The 20291-nt window shown below is 40.9% G+C and carries 15 protein-coding genes; 4 read left to right on the forward strand and 11 right to left on the reverse strand.

The features are described from left to right. Window positions 1–399 precede the first annotated feature (399 nt). Window positions 400–1194 (forward strand): hypothetical protein, encoded by a 795-nt coding sequence (locus AACW45_RS07870; protein WP_190632493.1) that lies wholly within the window; start codon window positions 400–402, stop codon window positions 1192–1194. A 209-nt stretch (window positions 1195–1403) separates the two neighbouring features. Here the strand turns inward: AACW45_RS07870 and AACW45_RS07875 are convergent, their stop codons facing one another. Together AACW45_RS07875 and AACW45_RS07880 are read right to left on the reverse strand one after the other, a co-directional pair. Then, window positions 1404–2540, reverse strand: coding sequence for a tetratricopeptide repeat protein (locus AACW45_RS07875; protein ID WP_190632494.1), 1137 nt, complete (start codon window positions 2538–2540; stop codon window positions 1404–1406). Window positions 2541–2640: 100 nt separating this feature from the next. Next, window positions 2641–3267, reverse strand: coding sequence for a sigma-70 family RNA polymerase sigma factor (locus AACW45_RS07880; protein WP_190632495.1), 627 nt, complete (start codon window positions 3265–3267; stop codon window positions 2641–2643). Window positions 3268–3464: 197 nt separating this feature from the next. Between AACW45_RS07880 and AACW45_RS07885 the strand changes: the two genes are divergently transcribed. Continuing rightward, complete coding sequence (locus tag AACW45_RS07885; protein WP_096644663.1) at window positions 3465–4061, forward strand: glyoxalase-like domain protein; 597 nt, start codon at window positions 3465–3467, stop codon at window positions 4059–4061. Between the two features lie 612 nt (window positions 4062–4673). On the opposite strand, the gene AACW45_RS07890 is transcribed toward AACW45_RS07885, so the two are convergent. From AACW45_RS07890 to AACW45_RS07925, 8 genes are all read right to left on the reverse strand, one after another. Then, the gene (locus AACW45_RS07890; protein ID WP_190632496.1) at window positions 4674–5150 is read right to left on the reverse strand and encodes a hypothetical protein; all 477 of its coding nucleotides are present in this window, start codon (window positions 5148–5150) and stop codon (window positions 4674–4676) included. Window positions 5151–5194: 44 nt separating this feature from the next. After that, window positions 5195–5890, reverse strand: a complete 696-nt coding sequence (locus AACW45_RS07895; RefSeq protein ID WP_190539071.1) for a hypothetical protein — start codon at window positions 5888–5890, stop codon at window positions 5195–5197. A gap of 133 nt (window positions 5891–6023) precedes the next feature. Then, window positions 6024–9356: a CHAT domain-containing protein gene (locus AACW45_RS07900; protein ID WP_199331083.1), complete on the reverse strand. Its 3333-nt coding sequence runs from the start codon at window positions 9354–9356 to the stop codon at window positions 6024–6026. Window positions 9357–9358: 2 nt separating this feature from the next. Continuing rightward, window positions 9359–10078, reverse strand: coding sequence for a helix-turn-helix domain-containing protein (locus tag AACW45_RS07905; RefSeq protein WP_190632497.1), 720 nt, complete (start codon window positions 10076–10078; stop codon window positions 9359–9361). Then, entirely contained in the window at window positions 10075–10482 is a 408-nt protein-coding gene (locus tag AACW45_RS07910; RefSeq protein ID WP_190632498.1) for a type II toxin-antitoxin system RelE/ParE family toxin, read from the reverse strand. Before AACW45_RS07910 ends, AACW45_RS07905 begins: the two co-directional genes overlap by 4 nt. A 178-nt stretch (window positions 10483–10660) precedes the next feature. Beyond that, window positions 10661–12187, reverse strand: coding sequence for a lysine--tRNA ligase (lysS, locus tag AACW45_RS07915; protein WP_190632499.1), 1527 nt, complete (start codon window positions 12185–12187; stop codon window positions 10661–10663). A gap of 349 nt (window positions 12188–12536) precedes the next feature. Then, on the reverse strand, window positions 12537–12905 hold the full coding sequence (locus AACW45_RS07920) for a hypothetical protein (protein ID WP_242045555.1): 369 nt from the start codon (window positions 12903–12905) through the stop codon (window positions 12537–12539). 233 nt (window positions 12906–13138) lie between these two features. Further along, the gene (locus AACW45_RS07925; RefSeq protein ID WP_190539083.1) at window positions 13139–14101 is read right to left on the reverse strand and encodes a M48 family metallopeptidase; all 963 of its coding nucleotides are present in this window, start codon (window positions 14099–14101) and stop codon (window positions 13139–13141) included. A gap of 145 nt (window positions 14102–14246) precedes the next feature. Here AACW45_RS07925 and AACW45_RS07930 point away from each other — a divergent pair, with 145 nt between their 5' ends. Both AACW45_RS07930 and AACW45_RS07935 read left to right on the forward strand, forming a co-directional pair. After that, window positions 14247–15809, forward strand: a complete 1563-nt coding sequence (locus tag AACW45_RS07930; RefSeq protein ID WP_190632501.1) for a helicase C-terminal domain-containing protein — start codon at window positions 14247–14249, stop codon at window positions 15807–15809. After that, window positions 15809–15949, forward strand: a complete 141-nt coding sequence (locus AACW45_RS07935) for a hypothetical protein (protein ID WP_190632502.1) — start codon at window positions 15809–15811, stop codon at window positions 15947–15949. Before AACW45_RS07930 ends, AACW45_RS07935 begins: the two co-directional genes overlap by 1 nt. 55 nt (window positions 15950–16004) lie before the next feature. On the opposite strand, the gene AACW45_RS07940 is transcribed toward AACW45_RS07935, so the two are convergent. After that, window positions 16005–19955 (reverse strand): Ig-like domain-containing protein, encoded by a 3951-nt coding sequence (locus AACW45_RS07940; protein ID WP_190632503.1) that lies wholly within the window; start codon window positions 19953–19955, stop codon window positions 16005–16007. Window positions 19956–20291 lie beyond the last annotated feature (336 nt).

The raw sequence follows: 20291 nt of genomic DNA on the forward strand, positions 1-20291 counted from the left end.
TCAGCCATTATTAAAATTCCTTATTGATGAGTCAATTACAGTATCTCAGCTAATTGAATTATAACTAATGATTGATTTCCTCACTCTTCAGAAATAAACATGAATTTTAATTTAATTAAATTTTCAAACCTATAGTAAGATACAGCCACAAAGCATAATTGTTAAATTAATATCAAAAGCGTTAATAAGAATTACGCTAAATAACTGACAAAACATAATTTGTCCATGCATTATATAGCTGAATTTTGTGTTGATTAAGCCGTAAAAATGTAAGTCTAAATCAATATAAAAAGCATTCAATGCGCCAGGGTAATAATCAATAATTTATTACCTGATTTAATTTGCTGATTTATCAAATTCTCGAATCAGTTTAGTTGAAATTACTCTAGGAGTGAACTAATGAATAGCAAGTCGCACAAGTTTCGCAAATCTGCTGAGTTTTTAGCCGCTATCTGTGGTGGTGTAATTATGAGTATGCCAGCATTAGCCCAAACACCAGTTCCTGTAACCCCACAGCCTAATTCTCCTAGCGGCCAAGTTAATCCTTGTCCAAGAATTTTCTACGAAGAACCACACAACAGCCGGGTTGTAGTTCCCCAAGGATGTCCGCCTAATGCTTTAACTCAACAGTTAGAAGCTCAAGGAACACTTCCTTATAACTCTAATTCTGGGGTTTCCTCACAAACTCAAACAGGTGTAGGTGGAGAAACACCAGGAAGAACAACAACCCCAGGACTTAACCCCAATCCCGGTATTTTAAACGAAGCACCTTACAATCGCTCCCAGCAAAATACACAAACAGGTAGTTACGGTACTTACTCTACACCCCAGCAGGTTCCTTCACAATCTAACTCTGTAACTTCTCCATCCCAAAGCCCAGTTGCTACAGTCGCACTACTCGAAAATGGTAATGTTAATATCAGGCTGGTAAATGACACTGGAGCGAATATTACTTATCAAGTTGTTGGTGATACAAATGAGCGATCGCTCGGCGGACAATCTGATGTAATATTACAAGGTCTACGTGCGCCCATAACAGTTACATTCCAACGTGCAGACGGCGGATTAATCTCCGTTAATGCCCAAGCTTCAGAAACCGGTTTGTTGGAAGTAAGATTAGATGAAACCACAGACGTAGCTCAAGACATAAAAGCCATGAGAATTCAATCTAATGGCTCGGTGTTTGTGAATTAGTGATTTGTTAGAGACGCGATAACCCTTGTCTGTACAATTGTCATTTGTCATATTAATCCGCAATTGTGGTAGGGGCGGGGTTTCCCCGCCCTTGTGAAGGTTTTAATGTTACGTTTGAGATTGCAGTTTAGTATCAATAGGAGCGGGCTTATTTGTATCATCTTTGCTCGGTGAAAATATCTGTGAACCCCTACCTACTGCTAATCAAATCACTGCTTAGGCATGTTTAGCAATTTATCTACTAAAAACACCTCTTGCTTCTTATCTCCCATATTTTGGGCTATTATCAGCGCTCTTTCGTAAAAATGACGGGCAGTAAGAGATTTATTTAACTGCTCGTACAATTGCGCATAAACCATGATAGCGTTGAATTCATCTCGCAAATTTTGCGTATCTCTAGCGATTTCTAAGCGTTGCTGCAATAAATCAAAAGCACGTTCATAACGCCCTGCAGAACTGTGAGCTGCTATTAAGCCATCAATAGATCTTAAATAATTAATGCGATCGCCTGTGGTTTTCGCTATCCGCAAAGCTGCACCATAGGTACCAATGGTATCAGGGTAATTTCCCATTGCGAAGTAAGCTTCACCTAAATTATTTAGGGTATTGGTTTCACCCAAAATATCCCCAACCTGACGGCGGTAATTTAAGGCTGTCTCGTACAATTTAATCGCTTTGTTGTAATTGCCCAATCTGGCATTTACTAGCCCTAAATTACTTAAAGATAACCCCTCACCCGCCAGATTATCGACATTGCGGGCAATTTTCAGTGCATCTTCTACGGTTTTACCCGCTTGGGTATATTCTCCCTTTTGCAACAGCACCGTACTAATATTATTTAAGGCAAAAATTTGCGACTGAAAATCCTTCGTATCACGCGCGATCGCTAATTGTCGCCGTAAGGCATCTTCAGCTTCCGTAAATCGGTTAAGCTGAATGTAGGACTTCGCTAGTAATTCGTAAGTTTTACCTTGGGCTTTATAGTCCCCCAAAGAATGATAAATTTCTAGTGCTTGTAAACAAGAATCAACTGTTTTATCACTAGCACCAGACAATAGCTGTTGCTCGCCGATTCGTAATAAACTGTCTGCTTGCTCTCTGGAGTCTAGCACAGCCGAATTATTTAACGGGCGGCGCAATTGTTGAGTAATATCCGCCCCATTGGCTTTGAAAGGAATCAAAGCCACAGCCAAAATTAACAAGCAAATAGCCAAAAATTTGGATTTGCCACCCTTGTTAGAGATGAGGATAGCACAATCCCAACTCCCCATTCCATCGCGTTTTGACTTCAGGGGGGGATTTAGATCGAGAATGCTAGCCTCTGGTAAGAAATACCTTTGTGTCATAAAACTTACCTGAGAAATTTGCTTTTAAGTAGAAGGTTTTATAATTCAAGTTTAAATTACCTTTTTTTTATAATTATCAGTACTTCTACTTAAGCTAAGATTAGGCAGCACCTTCACCTAAATAAATAGCACGAATATCTCCAGGTAATTTCGCTTCTAACATACGATATCCTTCCTGAAGAAAATTGGCTACTTCAAGGGGGGTAAAATTTTCGCCCTCAGCTTGCAAATAAGCAGCAATTCTCGTTTCACTCCAGCGAAAAGTCTGAGCCATTAACACTACAAACCGCAAAACTGGTGGTAATTGTTCTAAAGCTTGTTCTACATAACACCAAAAAGCTGGTGAAGTCGCCTTGAGAGAATAGTGAATTGCTTCTGTAGGTGGTAGTTCAATTTCGTTAATACAGAACGCGGTGATATTAATCAGCCAATTTTGCAGGGTTAAAGGCTCTTGATCTGGTTGGGAGCTTTTGGTTAAATCAAGTGCGCTCAGTTCATAATAAATATGCCGCCAGGTAAGAGCAAACAGATAATCTGCTTGCACAGGCGATCGCGCCGAGTGGCGAATCAGGGTGTAGACTATGGGACTATAGCGGCAAAAAATCGCCGTGAAATACTTCCCCGAATCGGGAGAGTTTTGAAAAGAAGTTAGCAAATCTTGATCGCTTTGATGAAACAGTGACTTGACTAGAGGGTGGTTAGCTTCGGGAAAGTGCGGTATTTGCATAAGACTTAGAGTTGATAGTTGTTAAAATAGTAAGGATGTAGTCTCTCCTGGTAAGCGCACAATATCTTCACATTTGTCTGTGAGACTTAAAATTCAGACGCTAAAGTTATTGATACACTATAAACAAACAGTTAATTTTAGTCTTAATCGACAATCATAAAAGCGTCTCCCTTATACAATAAATATTTGATTTATTCATGGTTATAGTAGCTAGCGTGATACCAATACTGCTCAGTCCTTTGACTTTAGCCTCTTTTTTACCTTCTTTGCCCCTGGATAGTCTATTATCAACCCAAGGCATTATGGTGTTGCTACTGGCGGCTTACGCTGGTGCAATGTGGATGTTCCTCACCAGTGCGCCAAAAGTGCATACTGTCATGGTTTCCGATTTAGAGATTGCGCGACAGTTGTATGAAGGGTTGCTAGATTTACCTGCTGCTGAAGTACCTTTACATTACTACTACAACTACGAACAAACCATCGGCGCAACCAGCATAGATCCGCTTTATATGTCTGCTGGTTCGAGTTTAGCTGGCAGAAGTATGAATAATGCTAGTGAAGGTTTGTGGTATCAGTTAAAGAAAAATACTCAGTTGCACGTAATTACTGGCGCTAGTTTAGGCACTAAAAATCAGCAACGCCATGTCTGTTTCGATCGCGACTGCTTAGAAATGATTTTACTGCGAGTCGAAACACGCGGTTTAAAGTTTAAAATTCGCAACCAAAAGCCCCTAAACTTTTTAGTTAAAGATTACGAAGGACGCATTATTGAAATGGCTGAAGTTGCCAATTAGGTTAATTTTCCAACAGTAATATAGGATGAGCAATGCCTAGCAAAAACCTTATCTGGTAAGCAATACCCATCCTAAAAATACTATTTCAACCAAAAATTATCAACATTATTTTCAGGGCGCGTTAAGCATTTTGTTAACGCGCCTTTTTCATTTATTGCGTTTTTTTACGAGACCCTACGCGAAAGGTGTCAAAATTCCTACCAATTTAAATCATACAGCAGATTGCTACTTGGTAAGGTACAGATGATATTTGATTGTAGGGGCACTGGCACTGCCATGCCCCAAAGCGCGTAACCTAATTTACCTTGAATATCCTGTATTTGCGGCACATCAATATATTCTAGAGGGCATGGCAATGCCCATACGTGTCAACTTAAGTGAAACCCTCTTGGTGAAAAGGTTTCGCCCTCACCCCCAGCCCCTCTCCCCTGGGGAGAGGGGAGCAAGAGATTTAATTCCCCTTCTCCTTGGGGAGAAGGGGTTAGGGGATGAGGGCGAGAGGGTTTTGCACAACGCCTGCCCTATATAGCTTTCGGCTTAAGTTGACACGTATGGGCAATGCCATGCCCCTACCACCCTTTTAAACCCCAATCCGTGGGTGGAGTTTTTTATTTACAAAAATTGACTCTGATATTTTAAAGAAATCTCTTGCAATTTATTTAAAAGCTTGGTTATTAGCTCGCAAAGTTCGAGTTCTGTAAAATTATTAGGAGTATGACCATTATTTTCTTCTATAAAACTATTAGTTAAAAAATTCCTGAAAGCAAACATTCTTTCTGCTTCTGGGAAACTAAAGTACTTTTCTAGCTTTTCAGCAATTTCGGGAATTGGTTTATTACCTAGCTGCTGGCGAACTATTAAGGCTATGGAGTCATCACTTTTGAGAAAATCAATCACTGAGTCTAAAAAACTCTGCTGTTCTTCTTCCTCCCACTTTTCCCACCAGTCTCCATCTACATCTTCAACATACCTATCTACATAATCAAGTCCATAAGTCATCCAATTTCTTTGTAAATCTCTAGCTGCAGCTAAATGCTCTAAAAATGTTTCCAATCTTTCTTGAGGTTCTACTGACCTTTGTTTCCCCATAGTGGTGTAGTTTAGTTAAGACAGTACAGGAAAAAGACTTAAAACTATAAACTAAATTTTAAATAGACGCCAGTTTTTAGGCGATCGCTGTTATACAGTGATATATTCACTAGCTGAGTGACAAAATCCGTAATATGGGGGTTGTAACTTAAAAACAAACCTCTATCTATGCCCCATTGTTGTAAGGTATTTTCCCAATTATCAGATTTTTCTTGAGAAAATTCATCCGAGAGGCTCGTAATCTGAATACACAGTGGTTGCTGCTCTTTATTACTTATAATTATATCAGTTGCCATCGAAAAGTCTGCTATATAGCAATGCCAAAATGTCCCTTCTCGATGGACAACATCTGTAGCGATCGCTCTTAATATATTGATATCCTCTTGCTGAAACTCCCCAGCCATCAATTTTCTTTTCCAGATAGAAAACTTAGGATCTGGTTGATTGAGCCATTTGGGAAATAAATACTTATACCAATAATATTCTGATGGCGTCATCCGCGCAAAGTACTTATCCTGCTCCTCCGGCGATTCTAACGCTTGAATATCCAACCAAATTAATGCATCTTGAATAATTTGTTGCAGAAAAAAAAGCACAAATTTTTTAGCTGTTAAAGAACCAGGCTTAACATCTTTAACCCAGCGATTTATATCTTCTAATTTTCTCGCTAAACCAGGATCGATAACAGATGCTTCCTCTATGAGTAATCTTAATTGTTTTTTAATATCTTTGGCGTGCAAATAATGATAAACCTCTAAACTGGAGTGAGTCGCTGGAATTGTAAAATTATTTTATAGCATTCTCACCGATTAACCTGCAAAAACCCTAAACCATCGTGTTGACGGTTAAGGAATCAAAAAGTGCGATCGCACATTATCGTAAACCTTGACAGATAAAAGCAGACCAATAACACGGATGGGAAAAGGGAAACTCTTGTGGTGAATTTTTTACCCGATTAATTTCCAGTGCGACTCCAGCATACTTCCTATATTCGCGATCGCACTCTAAATACTCTGGCGAGTCTGGGAAGTATTGTTTTCGTTTACTTCTAACTTCTTTGCGTCTCACTTCTACCTGCTGAGATATTTCTGTCAAATGTTCTTTTTTCATCTGGCGCAGTTGCAGTTGTGCTTGTCGCAAAGCTTCAGGACGGCTTTTAGCCTGTTGTCTGTGTTGATAGTAAAATACTGAAAATACTGCTGTTGCTAAATCATTGACTGCCCACAGAGTACTGATAACGCTTCTAGGACCAGCACACAAAAAGCCTGTGGAAAGAGTGAGAATATCATCAGTTAGCGCAGGAATACCCAAATTTGTCTCGCAGCAGGAAAGAAAAACATCAGAGAGATTGGGTAAACGCCATCCTGGTGTCATTAACTCCCCTAAAGTAATATTGCTGTCCCCTAATTTCAAATATGATGCGAGGGGATTATCAAGACAAGATTCAGCATGATGACAGCAGTGAAGTACCTGCACTTGTTCAGCTAGCTGGCGATAATTAGCTTTAGTAGCTTGATTGCTACCCCTCAAGCGTTGAGAGTGAGGAATGTTGTAAAGTTTGGCAAGTTGTTCGCCTTCAAAACTGGCACAGGGTAGATCGTCTGTAGCATCTTCCACAGTACCGTATGATAGATCGCCCCTTTCTATCTTGTCGCGCTGTTGACAAAATTCCAAGATTTGGCAGCTAGGAGTATAGCGAATGAGAAACTGATCTCCTAGATATTGATTATTCGTAATAGGTAAAGCAGCGAAGGGAATTTGGTGCAGCAATAAGTGAGGTACTAAAATTAGTTCTTCAATACCTTCTAAATGTTGGGAAATGAGTTTAGCCAGTTGTAGGCGTTGAGCTAGTTCGCCAAGAAACCGATCGATTTGGCTTCCCCATGTGGGATTATCATTTACATACACTAATAACCAATTATCAAAAATCCACTGTTGTAGCGTTTTTAGCCCTTGTTGGGTGCAAGTGTGGAGAGTAATTTGATTTTGTCGCAGGACAAAAATATGGGTGTCATTATCGGTAGTGTAGAAACTGAGAATTGCAGTATTAGGGTTGTCAATTAGGTTTTGAATTTCTGACAAGCTGAGAGGGTTAACTTGAATTTCGCCAGCTAACACAGGATCTAGGCGTCTGATTTGTTCCCAAACTTGCTGTTTTTCTGTTTCTAGAGATGCGATCGCTTCGTTGTAAGCTTGGAATGCAGCGCGTGTTTGACTGCGGTTATCGTTGGATTTTGGGATATCCCGTTCTCGATCAATTTGCTGTTGCAGTTCTTCATACTGCTGCAATAATTCTTTAACTTTTGGAGGAATTTCGTCGCTTTGGTAGAGATCGTTACTTGCCATTAAATCTACCAGACGTTTAGAGCGCGATCGCTCGGCATATTCAAAAGCTTTTTCAATTTGTCCTGCGTTGATGCAGATTTCTACCATCTCTTGGTAAATATCAATAGCTTCTTCTAGAATTTCTTGGCGGCTAGTTTCGGAATTTGCCCAAGTCCGACGAGTTTCGACAGCTTCTATAGCTGTGGCGTAGCCTTGAATGGCTGTGTCCCACTTTTCCTCTCTAGAACTTATCAAAGCAAGGGCTATTCCTGCTTCATAGGATAGCTGAGGAAACCTATTAGGTGTATATATTTCCAACTCTTGCTGCAAACAGTGGATAGCTAAAGCAATATTTTCTTGATGATTTCCTTGGATGCGATTTGCATAAACACCACCGAGATTATGTTGAATATCAGCCCATCTTTCTGGAAAGCGATCGCGGGTACATACTTGTAATGCTACTTGCAAGTGATATATAGCTTTTTCAACATCCTGAATTCCACCATAAGCAATCCCTAGTTCCATGTGAGTTAAACCACAAAGTTCTTGGTTGCGCTCTGGAGTATATTCTTGCAGTGCTTGATGAAAATAGAAAATAGCTTGTTTAATATTCTCAGTTTTAGAACCGCGCATTCTATCGACGTAAACTGTAGCAAGATGTAATTGAATTTCTGCCCATAGTTGTGGATCGCGATCGCGGATATCTACTTGTAAAGCATCTTGACAATGCTGAAGAGACAGTTCTAAATTTTCCGATTTATCTCCATCAATACGTCTGCGAAAAGCAATACCTAAATAGCTTTTGGTTTTAGCCCATGCTTCGGGGAAATGTTGTTGCGTCCTTACTTGTAGAGCTTGCGTAAAACAATTGATAGCCAATTCAAGATTTTCTGCTTCATCTCCTCGGATACGATGCAAATAGGAATTACCTAAATGTTGTTGAATCTTTCCCCACTCTTTGGGATATTTTTCAGCAGTAAATACTTGTAATGCCTGTGTATAAAAGTGGATAGATTTTTCTAAATTTTTACCTCTATCTCCTATATAACTAGCATGGTAATAATCACCCAAATCTAGTTGGATATTTGCCCATTCTGTTGGGTTTTTCTCTTGTGTAGATAATTTCTGTGTTAACTGACTGAGTCCCTGTTGAATATCTTCTATATCATCTTCCGTGTTTTCAAATGAGATTCTATCAAGATTATACTGGAGCTTTAACCATAGTTTAGTAAACCGTTCTGGTGGAAACTCTTGGATTGCCTCTGTAAGATGCTGAATTGCTTGTTTAATATTCTCAGAACGTTCACCTTGAATGCGATCGCTATAGGCTACTCCCAGATCATTTTTGGCACTTAACCATCGTTCAGGATAGCGCTTTGGTGTGTGTACTTCTAATTCTTGATAAAAACAGCAGATAGCTTTTTCAATATTCTCTGCTCGTTCTCCTCTCCAAGATTCCAGGTATAATTCCCCGAGATTGTGTTGAATCATCGCCCATATTTCGGGAAAGTGAGAACGAGTAACTAACATTAGTAAAACTTCATAACCAGCAATGCAAATCTCCTGACAAACAACTCTATTTCCCTGCTCAAACTCATTCAACAAAAGCATTAATTTTACAGTAGCATCTGCTGTAGCATAAGCTTGTGGAGAATTTGTAGATAATTTAGTTGTTAACCAGCGCCTGAAAACTGGAGGAAATTCCTGATTCAACTTATCTTTGTTAGCTTCAAGCAACCGATAAGCAACTTTAGGTTTATTTGGGTTAGCTGAAATTACCTTTAATAATTTATGTAAAAAATCAATATAAAATTTATATTGATTTTGGTTCTTTTTTGGTTTTCTCACACCAAAACCTTTCACTATATTATTAAAGCTCATGTTTAGTTATGTTTATCAATGAAATCTACTAACTTTTCTACTAGTTCTTCTGCTAAATCTAACAACTCAATTTCATCAATTTCATTATTGCTTCCGCGATTACTTTCTCCAACCGCCACACTACCCGCTAATACATTCTTAACAGCAAAAATTCTGTCTTCTTCAGATAGACTCAGACATTTTTCTAACTCTATAGCAATTTCTGGAATTGTCTTTGTACCTAAACGCTCTCTTACTTTCACTGCTACTAAATCATCACTTTCCAGCAATTTTACTAAAGCGGTTCTCAGTTCATTATTTTCGCTAGAAAATTCCTTAATTGCTGCAGAAACATATTCCCGCACGCTCATGTTTTTAGCTAATGCTTTTTGTACCACTACATCTGGTACATCTACCAGCAATACACCATCATTATCGCTGGCTTGATATAAGTCATCCCCTTGCTTAACGGCTACCAGCAAATCTGCACCCAAGGTATGTAAATAGTGCAACACTGATTCTAATTCATGGTCTTTTAACGCCGATTCCAATTTGGACACCGCCGCTTGCTTTACTCCTAATTTTTCGGCTAGCTGTGCCTGAGTTAATCCTGATTTATTACGTATTTCCCGCATAGCATCGGTAAGATAAAGACGCAAATACTCTAGCTTTCCTGCTAAAATCACCTCTGAGTCTTCGCTTATCGGCTGCTGTAACCAAGCTTGAAAGTTAGGCTTTTTCATGAATGTTCCCTCTGCTGCAATTCCCGCAATCTCTCTCTCGCAGGCGCTTTGTCTCTTTCTTTAATAGCGCCGTCGTATTTTTTCATAAAAGCGTGTAACACCACAAATCGCTCAGGAGTAACAGCCGTTAAGATAAACCTTGGATTATGTTCGCTCTTGGTCATCCGTAACTCATACAGATCATCTTCCAGCTTCTCAAAAATGCCACTGGTGAGTGATGCTAGTCCTTTGTTGCACAGGTAGCCAAGATTTACCTGCAAACGCCTGGTTTCGGAAGCACTTAGTAATGGTTTTGGTGGATTTTCTGGTTGTTCCTCTGCCGGAATCATCCTGATGAAAAAAGCAAGTAAATCTTTGGGGATTTCTCCATTGGCTTCTTGATAAACTTCCCAAGTCCAGGTCACTTCCTACCTCACAATATATTATTCCTTATAGGGAATGTCAAGCTAATTATTCTTTATAAGGAATATCATAGAGAATTAGTGAGTGCAAGTAAGATAATAAAAGATTAAATGATAAAACAAAGTGCGTTATGGCTTTGCCTAACGCACTCTACTGTTTTGATGCAATTGTGAATGTAGATTAAGTAGTTGCTTCTGGGGATGAATCAGATTTTTCGGGTTTGAGTAGGGGGAATGCGATCGCATCCCGAATACTGGCAGCATCAGTTAATAGCATCACTAACCGATCTATCCCAATTCCTAAACCCCCTGTAGGTGGCATTCCATATTCCAAAGCTGTCAAAAAGTCCTCATCAACACCTTGGGCTTCTAAGTCGCCAGCAGCTTTCCGCGCAGCTTGGGCTTCCAGGCGTTCCCTTTGATCGATAGGATCGGTAAGTTCGGAGAAACTATTCGCCGTTTCCCGCCCAACGATAAATAACTCAAACCGTTCTACCAACCCAGGCTGAGAACGATGGGGTTTAGCCAAAGGCGAAATTTCTACCGGATAGTCAATCACAAAGGTAGGCTGAATTAAATTAGCTTCTACCTTTTCTTCAAAAGCTAAATTCAGTAATTTACCAATTGATTGAGCTTCATCTATACCCGGAATTCCAGCATTTTTACTAGCTGCTTTTGCCTCTTCTAAGCTTGGGAAAGACGTAAAATCTAAGCCTGTATATTCTTTTACTAAATCGTGCATTGTTACCCGCCGCCAAGGTGGTGTTAAATCCACAGCTAGCCCTTGGTAGGTAATATGCAGCGTGCCGAGAACATCTTGGGCAACAGTGGTGACAATTCCCTCTGTCAGCTCCATCATATCGTTGTAATCGGCGTAGGCTTGGTAAATTTCAATGGTGGTAAATTCTGGGTTGTGTCGGGTAGAAATTCCTTCATTGCGGAAAATTCGCCCTAACTCAAACACTTTTTCAAAACCACCTACAATCAACCTTTTGAGATGCAGTTCTGTGGCAATCCGCAGATACAACTCCATATCTAAGGTATTGTGATAGGTAATAAACGGACGTGCATCTGCACCCCCAGCTTCACTTTGTAGCACTGGCGTTTCAATTTCTAGAAAATCGCGCTGTTCTAAATAGCGACGAATTCCCGCCGTGATTTGGGCGCGACGGCGGAAAGTTTGCCGCACATCAGGGTTGACAATTAAGTCAACATAACGCTGACGGTAGCGTTTAGCCACATCCGTCAACCCATGCCACTTGTCGGGTAGAGGCAACAAAGATTTAGTGAGGATGCTGTATTGTTTGACGTATACCGATAACTCGCCCTTTTCAGTCCGTTTGATAGTGCCTTTGACTCCCAAGATGTCGCCAGCATCTGACAATTGCTTCAGGTGGTTGAAAGCATCAGCATCAATATCTGCCATGCTTTCTTGAATGCGATTTTTCTCTAAATAAAGCTGAATTGTGCCTGTTTCATCTTGCAAAGTGAAGAAAGCCAGTTTACCAAACACGCGACGCGCTAGAATGCGTCCAGCAATGGCAACTTCTAAATCAACTTCTTCGCCACTGGCTAAGTCAGCAAATTTTTCTTGCAATTGTGCGGCATGGTGGGTAGATTCCCATCGATAGGCATAGGGATTCATTCCCAGCTGTTTTAGCTGATCTACTTTTTCCAGCCTCGCGGCACGGATATCTTCTTCCGACATGGTAACGAACGCTCATAGGGCAAGATTAATTATAGATGCTGCAAAAGTAGCCGCGACTGTCAAAGCCAAAAACAGACAGCACAAAATAAAGCAACAGAGAAAGAATAACTCTCAATACTGCTCGATTAAGCCCAAAAACCTTAACCTACGTGTTTCACTTTAAGCTTGATACAAATAGATTGCAGGGGGCAGGGAGCAGGGGGAAAGAAGTAAAAACCATTGGATTTGTATCAAGATTTTCGTGAAATGGTATAAGAGATCCCTAATTCTACAATTAGCAAGTTTTGACTGTGGTTTAAATCCCCATCCAAAACATTCTGTTTCCTGTTGCCTGTTCCCTGTTCCCTTTTTAAATTGCTGGAGTTTTTTTCGGAAACATAAATTTTAATTTGAGATTAGTAAATTTCAAAATTGCTTGAATCAGTTCTCGTTGTTCTGGTTGTAAATTTAATTTTTCTAAAGCTTGATTGAGTTTAGCACCTTGATGTAATTCTTTAGCTAGTTGCTCACGTTGTGCTGAATTTAAAATAGCCCGGATTTCTCTGTTTCTTCTTTGGCGTAATCCCTGAATTCTTTGGCGCTGTAAAGGGCTTAATTCAACATCTGAGGATGATTGAGTAGTTTGGGCAACAATGAAGTGAGATTTGCTATTAATTGTGTCTGGTGATGCTATGGCAATTCCAGATGTGAAGCAGAACAGCAAAACTAGATAAGTCAATATGCAGAGAAATTTGCTAAATTTAATTATCATTGATAAAACTTATTTATTACATTTTGATTACAATGGTAATAAACAAAAAAAGGGCAATTTTTAGTTTGATTATTCAACCTATCTTTTATAATAAAATAATTGGAGCAATTACAAAACTATTATTTTTTGAGCATAAAAGAGTAAATGGTACGTTATGAAAATCCTAACGTACCTGCATACAAAATACTGAGTAACTAAAATTACTCTTGTTTTTTAATTCTGTTAATTTCTCGTTGCAATTCTTCAATTTGTTGACGCAATTTTTCTGCATCATTAGCAGCAGTTTCGGAGGAAACATTCACAGATCCAGAGGCAGGCGATCGCTGATAATTTCCTTGGCGAATTTGCTGGTATTCTGCGGATACTGCCCACTCCCGTAAATAGCGCAGGCGTTCCACCGCAAAGGGATGACTAAGCATCATGCCTTGTGCGCCATTGTACATCAGAAATTTGTACACTTGATTGAGTACATCTGTATCTAATGCCTGATAATTTTCGGACTGCTGGATAAATTCTTGTAAACTACATTCATTGGCATATTTGATACTACCGCCTGAGACTTTCATCATCGAAGACATGACGGTATTTAAGTCATCAATCACCAACAGCGCCGCCCTATCTGCTGATAACTCGGCTTTGCGCCGCCACTCAAAAAAGGCATAAATTAAAGCTTGAGTCACAACATTACCTAAACCAAAGGTTAATTCACCTAAGGCGGAAGCAGCACTCATCGCCCACATCGCCATTTGAATTAAAATAGTATGACCACATTTAATATGCCCCAGTTCATGGGCTAGCACCGCCCGAATCTCGACTTCGTCTAGTAAGTCAAGTATCCCTGTATTTATGACTATGTAAGGATTTTCTTGCCCCAAAGCATAGCTATTTGCTTGGGGATTCTGCAAGACAAAAAGTGTAGGTTCTGGATAAATATCCAAATCCCGCACACATTCGCGAAACATCTGGTAAATAGTGGAGTATTGTCGCGGCCCAACTTGGATGGTGTTACCCATTAGATAAACTAACTGCGGGCGTTCATAGATAAATTCCACAAATTTACGAGCGATTAAATCAAATCCCGGTAAACTGCGTAAAGCTTGCTCGGCTTGGCGATCCAGTGGATGCCTAAAGGCTTCGCTGGAGATTCCTGTGTAAATTGGCATGATTCAGGTAATTGGTGATTTGTCATTTGTCATTAGTCATTAGTCATTGGCAATTACAAAGGACAACTGACAATTGACTAATGACAAGATAATGGAAATGGGGCTATTCGGAAGTAAAAATCATTTTGTATGGGATTAGAAGCGTGTGATTGAAGCAGAAGTTCATTTGTCACTACATAACTTTTTGCGATCGCAGGCGGGTTTCCCTTCCTGGCCCCATCATTTGACGATGGCAAGGTTGGTAGCACGCGCCTTGCGCTTGGGACGTAGCGCCTTAATTCAAGTCGGGGCAGTTTGTGGTTATCAAGGACGATATCGCACGAGTTTTGTCGCCTCAGCATTGATGTGGCACGGCCCTGTAATTATTGTGGCTTCTCAAACAGTGCAGCAACGGTTGTTAAAAGTCGAAATTCCGCGATTACAGCAGTGGTTACAAGCCAAAAAGCCAATTAGAACAGGTGACGCTTGGCCTGGTGCGGAGTTCCAAGGGCTACTGCTAACTACACCAGCCGCTTGGTTAAGCAAACAAATTCAAGATGAAGGACATTTCCCGCCTGGGGTGCCGACAATTATTGATGGGGTGGACGATTTGGAAGATTGGGTACGCCAAGAACTTACCCAAACTATTCAACCCCATGATTGGGATGAACTGATGCTAGCTTGTCCAGAACAAGGGGAAATTATTCGTTCTGCCAGGGCACAACTGACAAAGGATTTTTTCCAGCACCCAGCTAATCCTTATGAGTGTTATCTGATTTCCCAAGGCGAAATCGATGTTTTACAGCATCTCTATGCAGCGTTAACCTTAGTAGAACTTCCCGCAGCTTGGAAAAATTTCTGGCAATACTTCCAAAATGTTGACGAAAATCTCTCCGGAACGTCTGCTGCATCTCCTCCCCTCCTCTGGGCTACGATTGCTCGTCGTCAAGGTTTATTTTCCTTACACTGCGCCCCCATTGAATTAGGAAAAATCGTCGCCCCAATTTGGCAACGACAACCGATAGTTTTTGTGGGTAGCGCCTTAGAACCAGAAACAGAAGCGCCTCTATTCCGTCAACGCTTGGGCTTGGATGATGTGACTTGTTTGAAATTCTCATCTGATAGCCAAACAGATGCGATTCAACTGTACATCCCCTATAAGCTACCTTTACCCAACACCCCAGAATTTCAAGCAGCGTTTATTCATAAGGTGCGCACGCTGTTGTGTTTGAGTGCGACTGCGCCAGGATTAACAGTCATCTTAATTGGGGATGTGCCACTGAAGGCGCAAACCGGCGCAATTCTCGCGGCTGAGTTTGGTTCGCGGGTGCAGGTAGAAAAAACTTGTCTCGATGACAATGGGATTTTAATTAGCGGGTGGGAATTTTGGCGAGAACACCAAGGGGTTTTACCGCCACCTCATTTGTTAATTATTGCGACATTACCCTTGCCATCTTTAGAAAGCCCCCTAGTAGCTGGTAGGGTAGCTCACTACAAGCGATCGCATCAAGACTGGTTCCGTTTATACCTATTGCCTACAGCCTTAAACGAACTCCAACGCGCTGTGGCTCCCGCACGAGAAAGTCAAGGCATAGTAGCATTACTAGATGGGCGTGTAGTTAATCGCAGCTACGGTGCGCAAATTCTCGCCGCTTTAAGTCCCCTCGCCAGAATTAACTACCTCGATCCCAGCCTGTTCTCCCACAACAACGAAGAAAATTCAGCTTAGTGCAAAAAGTCAACAGTCAACAGTCAACAGTCAACAGTCAACAGTCAACAGTCAACAGTCAACAGTCAACAGTCAACAGTCAACAGTCAACAGTCAACAGTCAACAGTCAATAGCCCTCACAATGGATTGTGCAACTTAAAAGCTGATTAGCTTATCAGCCAGAGAAATTATTCTCTGGCTGTTTGGGGGAGAGATTAAGCAATTAGAGTAATATCACCACTAGTAAGTGCTACTTTGTTCGTTAACTGGGCGATTTGAATTTGGGCTGTACCGCCAATTCCATCTGCATCAAAGAATAAGTTACCTTTGCTGATATCGTAGATAAAGCGATCGCTAGCTGCGGTAGCCTTTGTACCTAGTCTGAACAAGCTCGGATCTAGGGTACCTAAGACTTGGCTCAAACCAAATTCTGATTTGGAGATGACGATAGTATCTACAGTTGGTAGAAAGTCGGTAAGCTTATCAAATTCACCAACGCTATTACGAGTTAAGTAGAAACTATCGTTACCTGCACCACCAGTTACGGTATCCTGTCCTTGACCGCCTACTAGCAAGTCATTACCATTACCGCCCAATAATTTATCTTTGCCATCATTACCGTAGAGGTTGTCGTTATCATCTCCGCCTTGCAGCTGATCGTTACCACTACCACCATATAGGGTATCGTTACCCAGCCCTCCGCTTAAGGTATCGCTGTTATCATCTCCGTAGAGAATGTCATTATTATTTTCTCCCTGAATATTATCCTGTCCCTGACCGCCATACAAGGTATCATTGCCGTTACCACCTTTGAGGGTATCGTTACCAGCTAGACCCAAGATAATATCGTCTCTGTTAGTACCTGTGAGTTTATCTTTACCAGATGTACCCGTAATTGTATTACTACCCAGGTTTACTGTCAGATTTACGGTTGCTGATGCTGTACCACCTTTACCATCGCTAGCAGTGTAGGTAAAGCTATCAGTACCAGAGAAGCCGATATTGGGAGTATAGGTGAAGGTATTATTCGCGTTTTTAACGACTAAACCTTGAGCAGCATTGGTGAAATTACTGATAGATAATGTGTCATTATCGGGGTCGCTATCATTTGCCAAAACATTAATGGCGATCGCTTGAGTATCAGTAGTATTAGCGCTGTCATTGTTTGCAATTGGCGCTTCATTCACGTTGGCGACATTCAAAGTAAAGCCACCAGTCGCATCGGGACTATTACCGACTGTGGGATCGTCTACTGCAACTGTGACGTTGTAGTTAGATTTGCTTTCGTAATCGAGGCTAGTTCCCGCTTTGAGATACAAAACAGAATTGTCGATTTCAAAGAAGCTGGCATCTGTACCAGTTAAACTGAGGTTATTTGTACCCAGTGCATCATCTGCGATCGCAATCTCTGCCACTTGTACTCTGCTACTTGTATCACTGTTTTCATTGATACTATTAACTTGATTATTCAAGTTAACTGCTGTTGGTGCTTGATTAGCGGGGAAATTAAATCTAGCGACGCTGGGGTCGTGGTCGCTATCTTGTTCGTAAAACTCGGAATTGATATGTACTACATCATACCCATCGAGTTTATTGAACAAGTTGTTACTTACCAGGATATGATCTAGAGCCTGAGCATTACCTTGAAAGTTGTAGGTATAACGCTCATTGGCGGGTAAAGTTTCAATTAAAGCACTAAGTCCCGCACTTTTGAGGGTATTTAGGGGATTGGAAAACTCAAAATCATTCAAATCACCGGCTACAACCACATTAGCGTTAGGGTCAATAGCTAAAATACTCTGCACAAAGTCTTTGACTATTGTGGCCTGCTGCTGGCGCTGTGTTTCGCTGGTGAGTGTTGGTGGTTGATTTGGCCCGTATAAAGGCTGGTCGCCACCTTTTGAGTTAAAGTGATTACCGATGACATATACAGTCTGACCGTTGAAAGTAAATTCACCAACTAACGGCTTCCGACTGCTATTAAAAGCGGAGTTTGTCGGATCAACTAAACCAGGACTAGCTGAAAGTGTCGCAGTTCCCCCAATATTGCTTACTGTAGTATTGATGGTGGAAGTACCGCCAGGACGGTCTACAAAACTGACACGATTGGGGTTAAACAAGAAACCTACGCGGATATTACCACCAGGTTCACCGCCATTAGTATCGTCTACTGGGTCAATTTGCCGATATTGATATGTGGGGCCACCAGCAGATGCGATCGCATTAATTAATGTTTGGTAAGTAACGCTGGCATCGACTACACTATCATTCGTCGCCCCGTTATTGTCTTGAATTTCTTCCAGAGAAATAATATCTGGAGATTTCAAGTTATTCACAATTCTGGCAGCTAAGTTGTTGAACTGGATAGCACCATCACCAGGATCGAGGTTTTCAACGTTGAAGGTAGCAACTGTTAGTTGGTTAGCAGTAGGAGTTAAATTCGTGACTTCTTTTTGAAGAGTACTGTTCTGTACTACTGTAGGCGCAGTCGAGACTAAAACTTCATAGTTGTTAAAGTCGTAGTTAACTACACCAACAACATTGCTAAGTTGCGTACCAACATTAACATCAGGTAGCACTAAGGCATTGTTGAGATCGTCGATCTGAATCCGCTCAGGATTGAAGTCTGAGGCACTAATTAGACTACCACCGCGAGCTGTGCGCCCAGTTGCATTTGCGCCGTTGTCTGCTAATACCCAAATTTCCTGCGATCCTGTCCCAAAGTTTGCAGTGGGCGAAGTAGCGATCGGGTTATTGATTTGCACCCGCATTCCTTCTAAACTTTCATAGAAGTCAATGCCATCGCTATCCGGATCGAAGGTGCCATTGGTTTCTACATTGGTGGCATCGTTTTCAATTACGGTTGTGGGGATGGTACGACCACCATTACCGAGAATGGTAGCAGCAGGCAAGGCATTACCGGAAGATAGGTTATTGATTGTGGGATTAGTAATTTGCGTATTAGTCAGGTTGTTAGGGTTATTACCAGGACGGAATTCAGAAACCCTACCACTCACCTGGATGTAATCGCCTACTGCAACTGTGGGAGCGGAACTAGTAAAGACAAAGATACCTTCGGAAGTGCGATCGTCATTATCGGGGTTGGGGTCTTGTAAGTAAAATCCGTTGCTAGCTACGGCAGTAACAATACCTGGTACATTGGTGACATTTTGCCCGACTAAAGGAGAACGATGGGCTGCACCTTGGATCTCATGAATCCGGGTAGTGGGTGCAGAATCGTTATCTGCGATCGCAATATTCACAGTAGTAGTGCTACCCAAAGTAATATCTGAGGATGGGTTACTAATCGTGATTGCTGCAGTTTCCGTACCTTCAAACACAGCATCATCAACAACAGTAAAGGTGACAGAACCAGAAGTTGCACCATTGGGGATGGTGATGACGCTATTGCTTAGGGTATAGTCTCCTGTGGTAATTCCCGTTCCTGTAACACCCAAATTCACAGTTTGATCGCCGGAAACAGTATTAGAAACAGTAGCCGTTACAGTAATAATTGTTTGTTCTGTCTCTGAACCAGAATTACTACTAACTGATAAATTGACTGTGGGAGTTCCACCAGTAATGGCAAAGTTTGTGGTGTTAGGAACTGCCGTAGAATAATCATTAGTGGTATCAATTGTCCAATTAGCACTATTAAAAACAAGTGCTTTGTAGTCAGCGAAACTGCTTTGACCAGTGCGTGAACCATTATATTCAGCATAGTCAGTGCTATTGGTGAGTGCGATCGCATTTACTCCATTAGTTAGTCCCGCAGGAGTGAGATTTGTCGATCCCTCCGTTGATACTGCTGTCAAAAATGTGGTTGGTTGAGTAGCACTAGTGCCAATATAGGCGTATACAGTCTCGTTAGTCGCACTCAGTGCGATATTACTCCCGTCAACAACTGTAAATGTACCAATAGATGCCGCACGAGTAGCTGCGTCAATTGCACTAAAACGAACTACAGTACCAGCTACAATCGTGTTAGCTCCTGTATCCCATTGAAATGCTGATTCACCAGTATTAAAGGCAGTTGTACTTGTAGCTTCGTTGTCGTTAAAGTAAATGATTGTATTAGCTGGTATGTCTACAAATGTCACAATAGACCAGCCATCTTCATCTGCATTGAAGGATATAAAAGCAATATCCCCTGTTGTCAAAGCCATAAGAATTGTCTCCTTAACAGTTGTTTTTAGATGGATTTAACTGGAAAATCAGCTAAATTAGGAACTAAATATTGAAGAGAAGTAATAGTTTTTGCAGAATATTTTTCTAAGTCTAAATATTCACAACAAATGTACTGAATCAAGGTTAAAAAGAAACTATGAATTGGTAAATTTTGTTAATTAAAAAAGGAATTACGCAACCGGCATATTATTTTAAGCTCATACTGTACTCCTCCAAGGAAGCAAGCAAGAGCCTCTCGAACAGATAAATTTAGTCCAGAAGATAAGGAATAGAGCCGCTTAATACAGAAAAAGACTGTCATTTTTTGTTACACT

Source organism: Calothrix sp. FACHB-168 (assembly GCF_963889195.1).
Taxonomy (GTDB): domain Bacteria; phylum Cyanobacteriota; class Cyanobacteriia; order Cyanobacteriales; family Nostocaceae; genus Aulosira; species Aulosira anomala_A.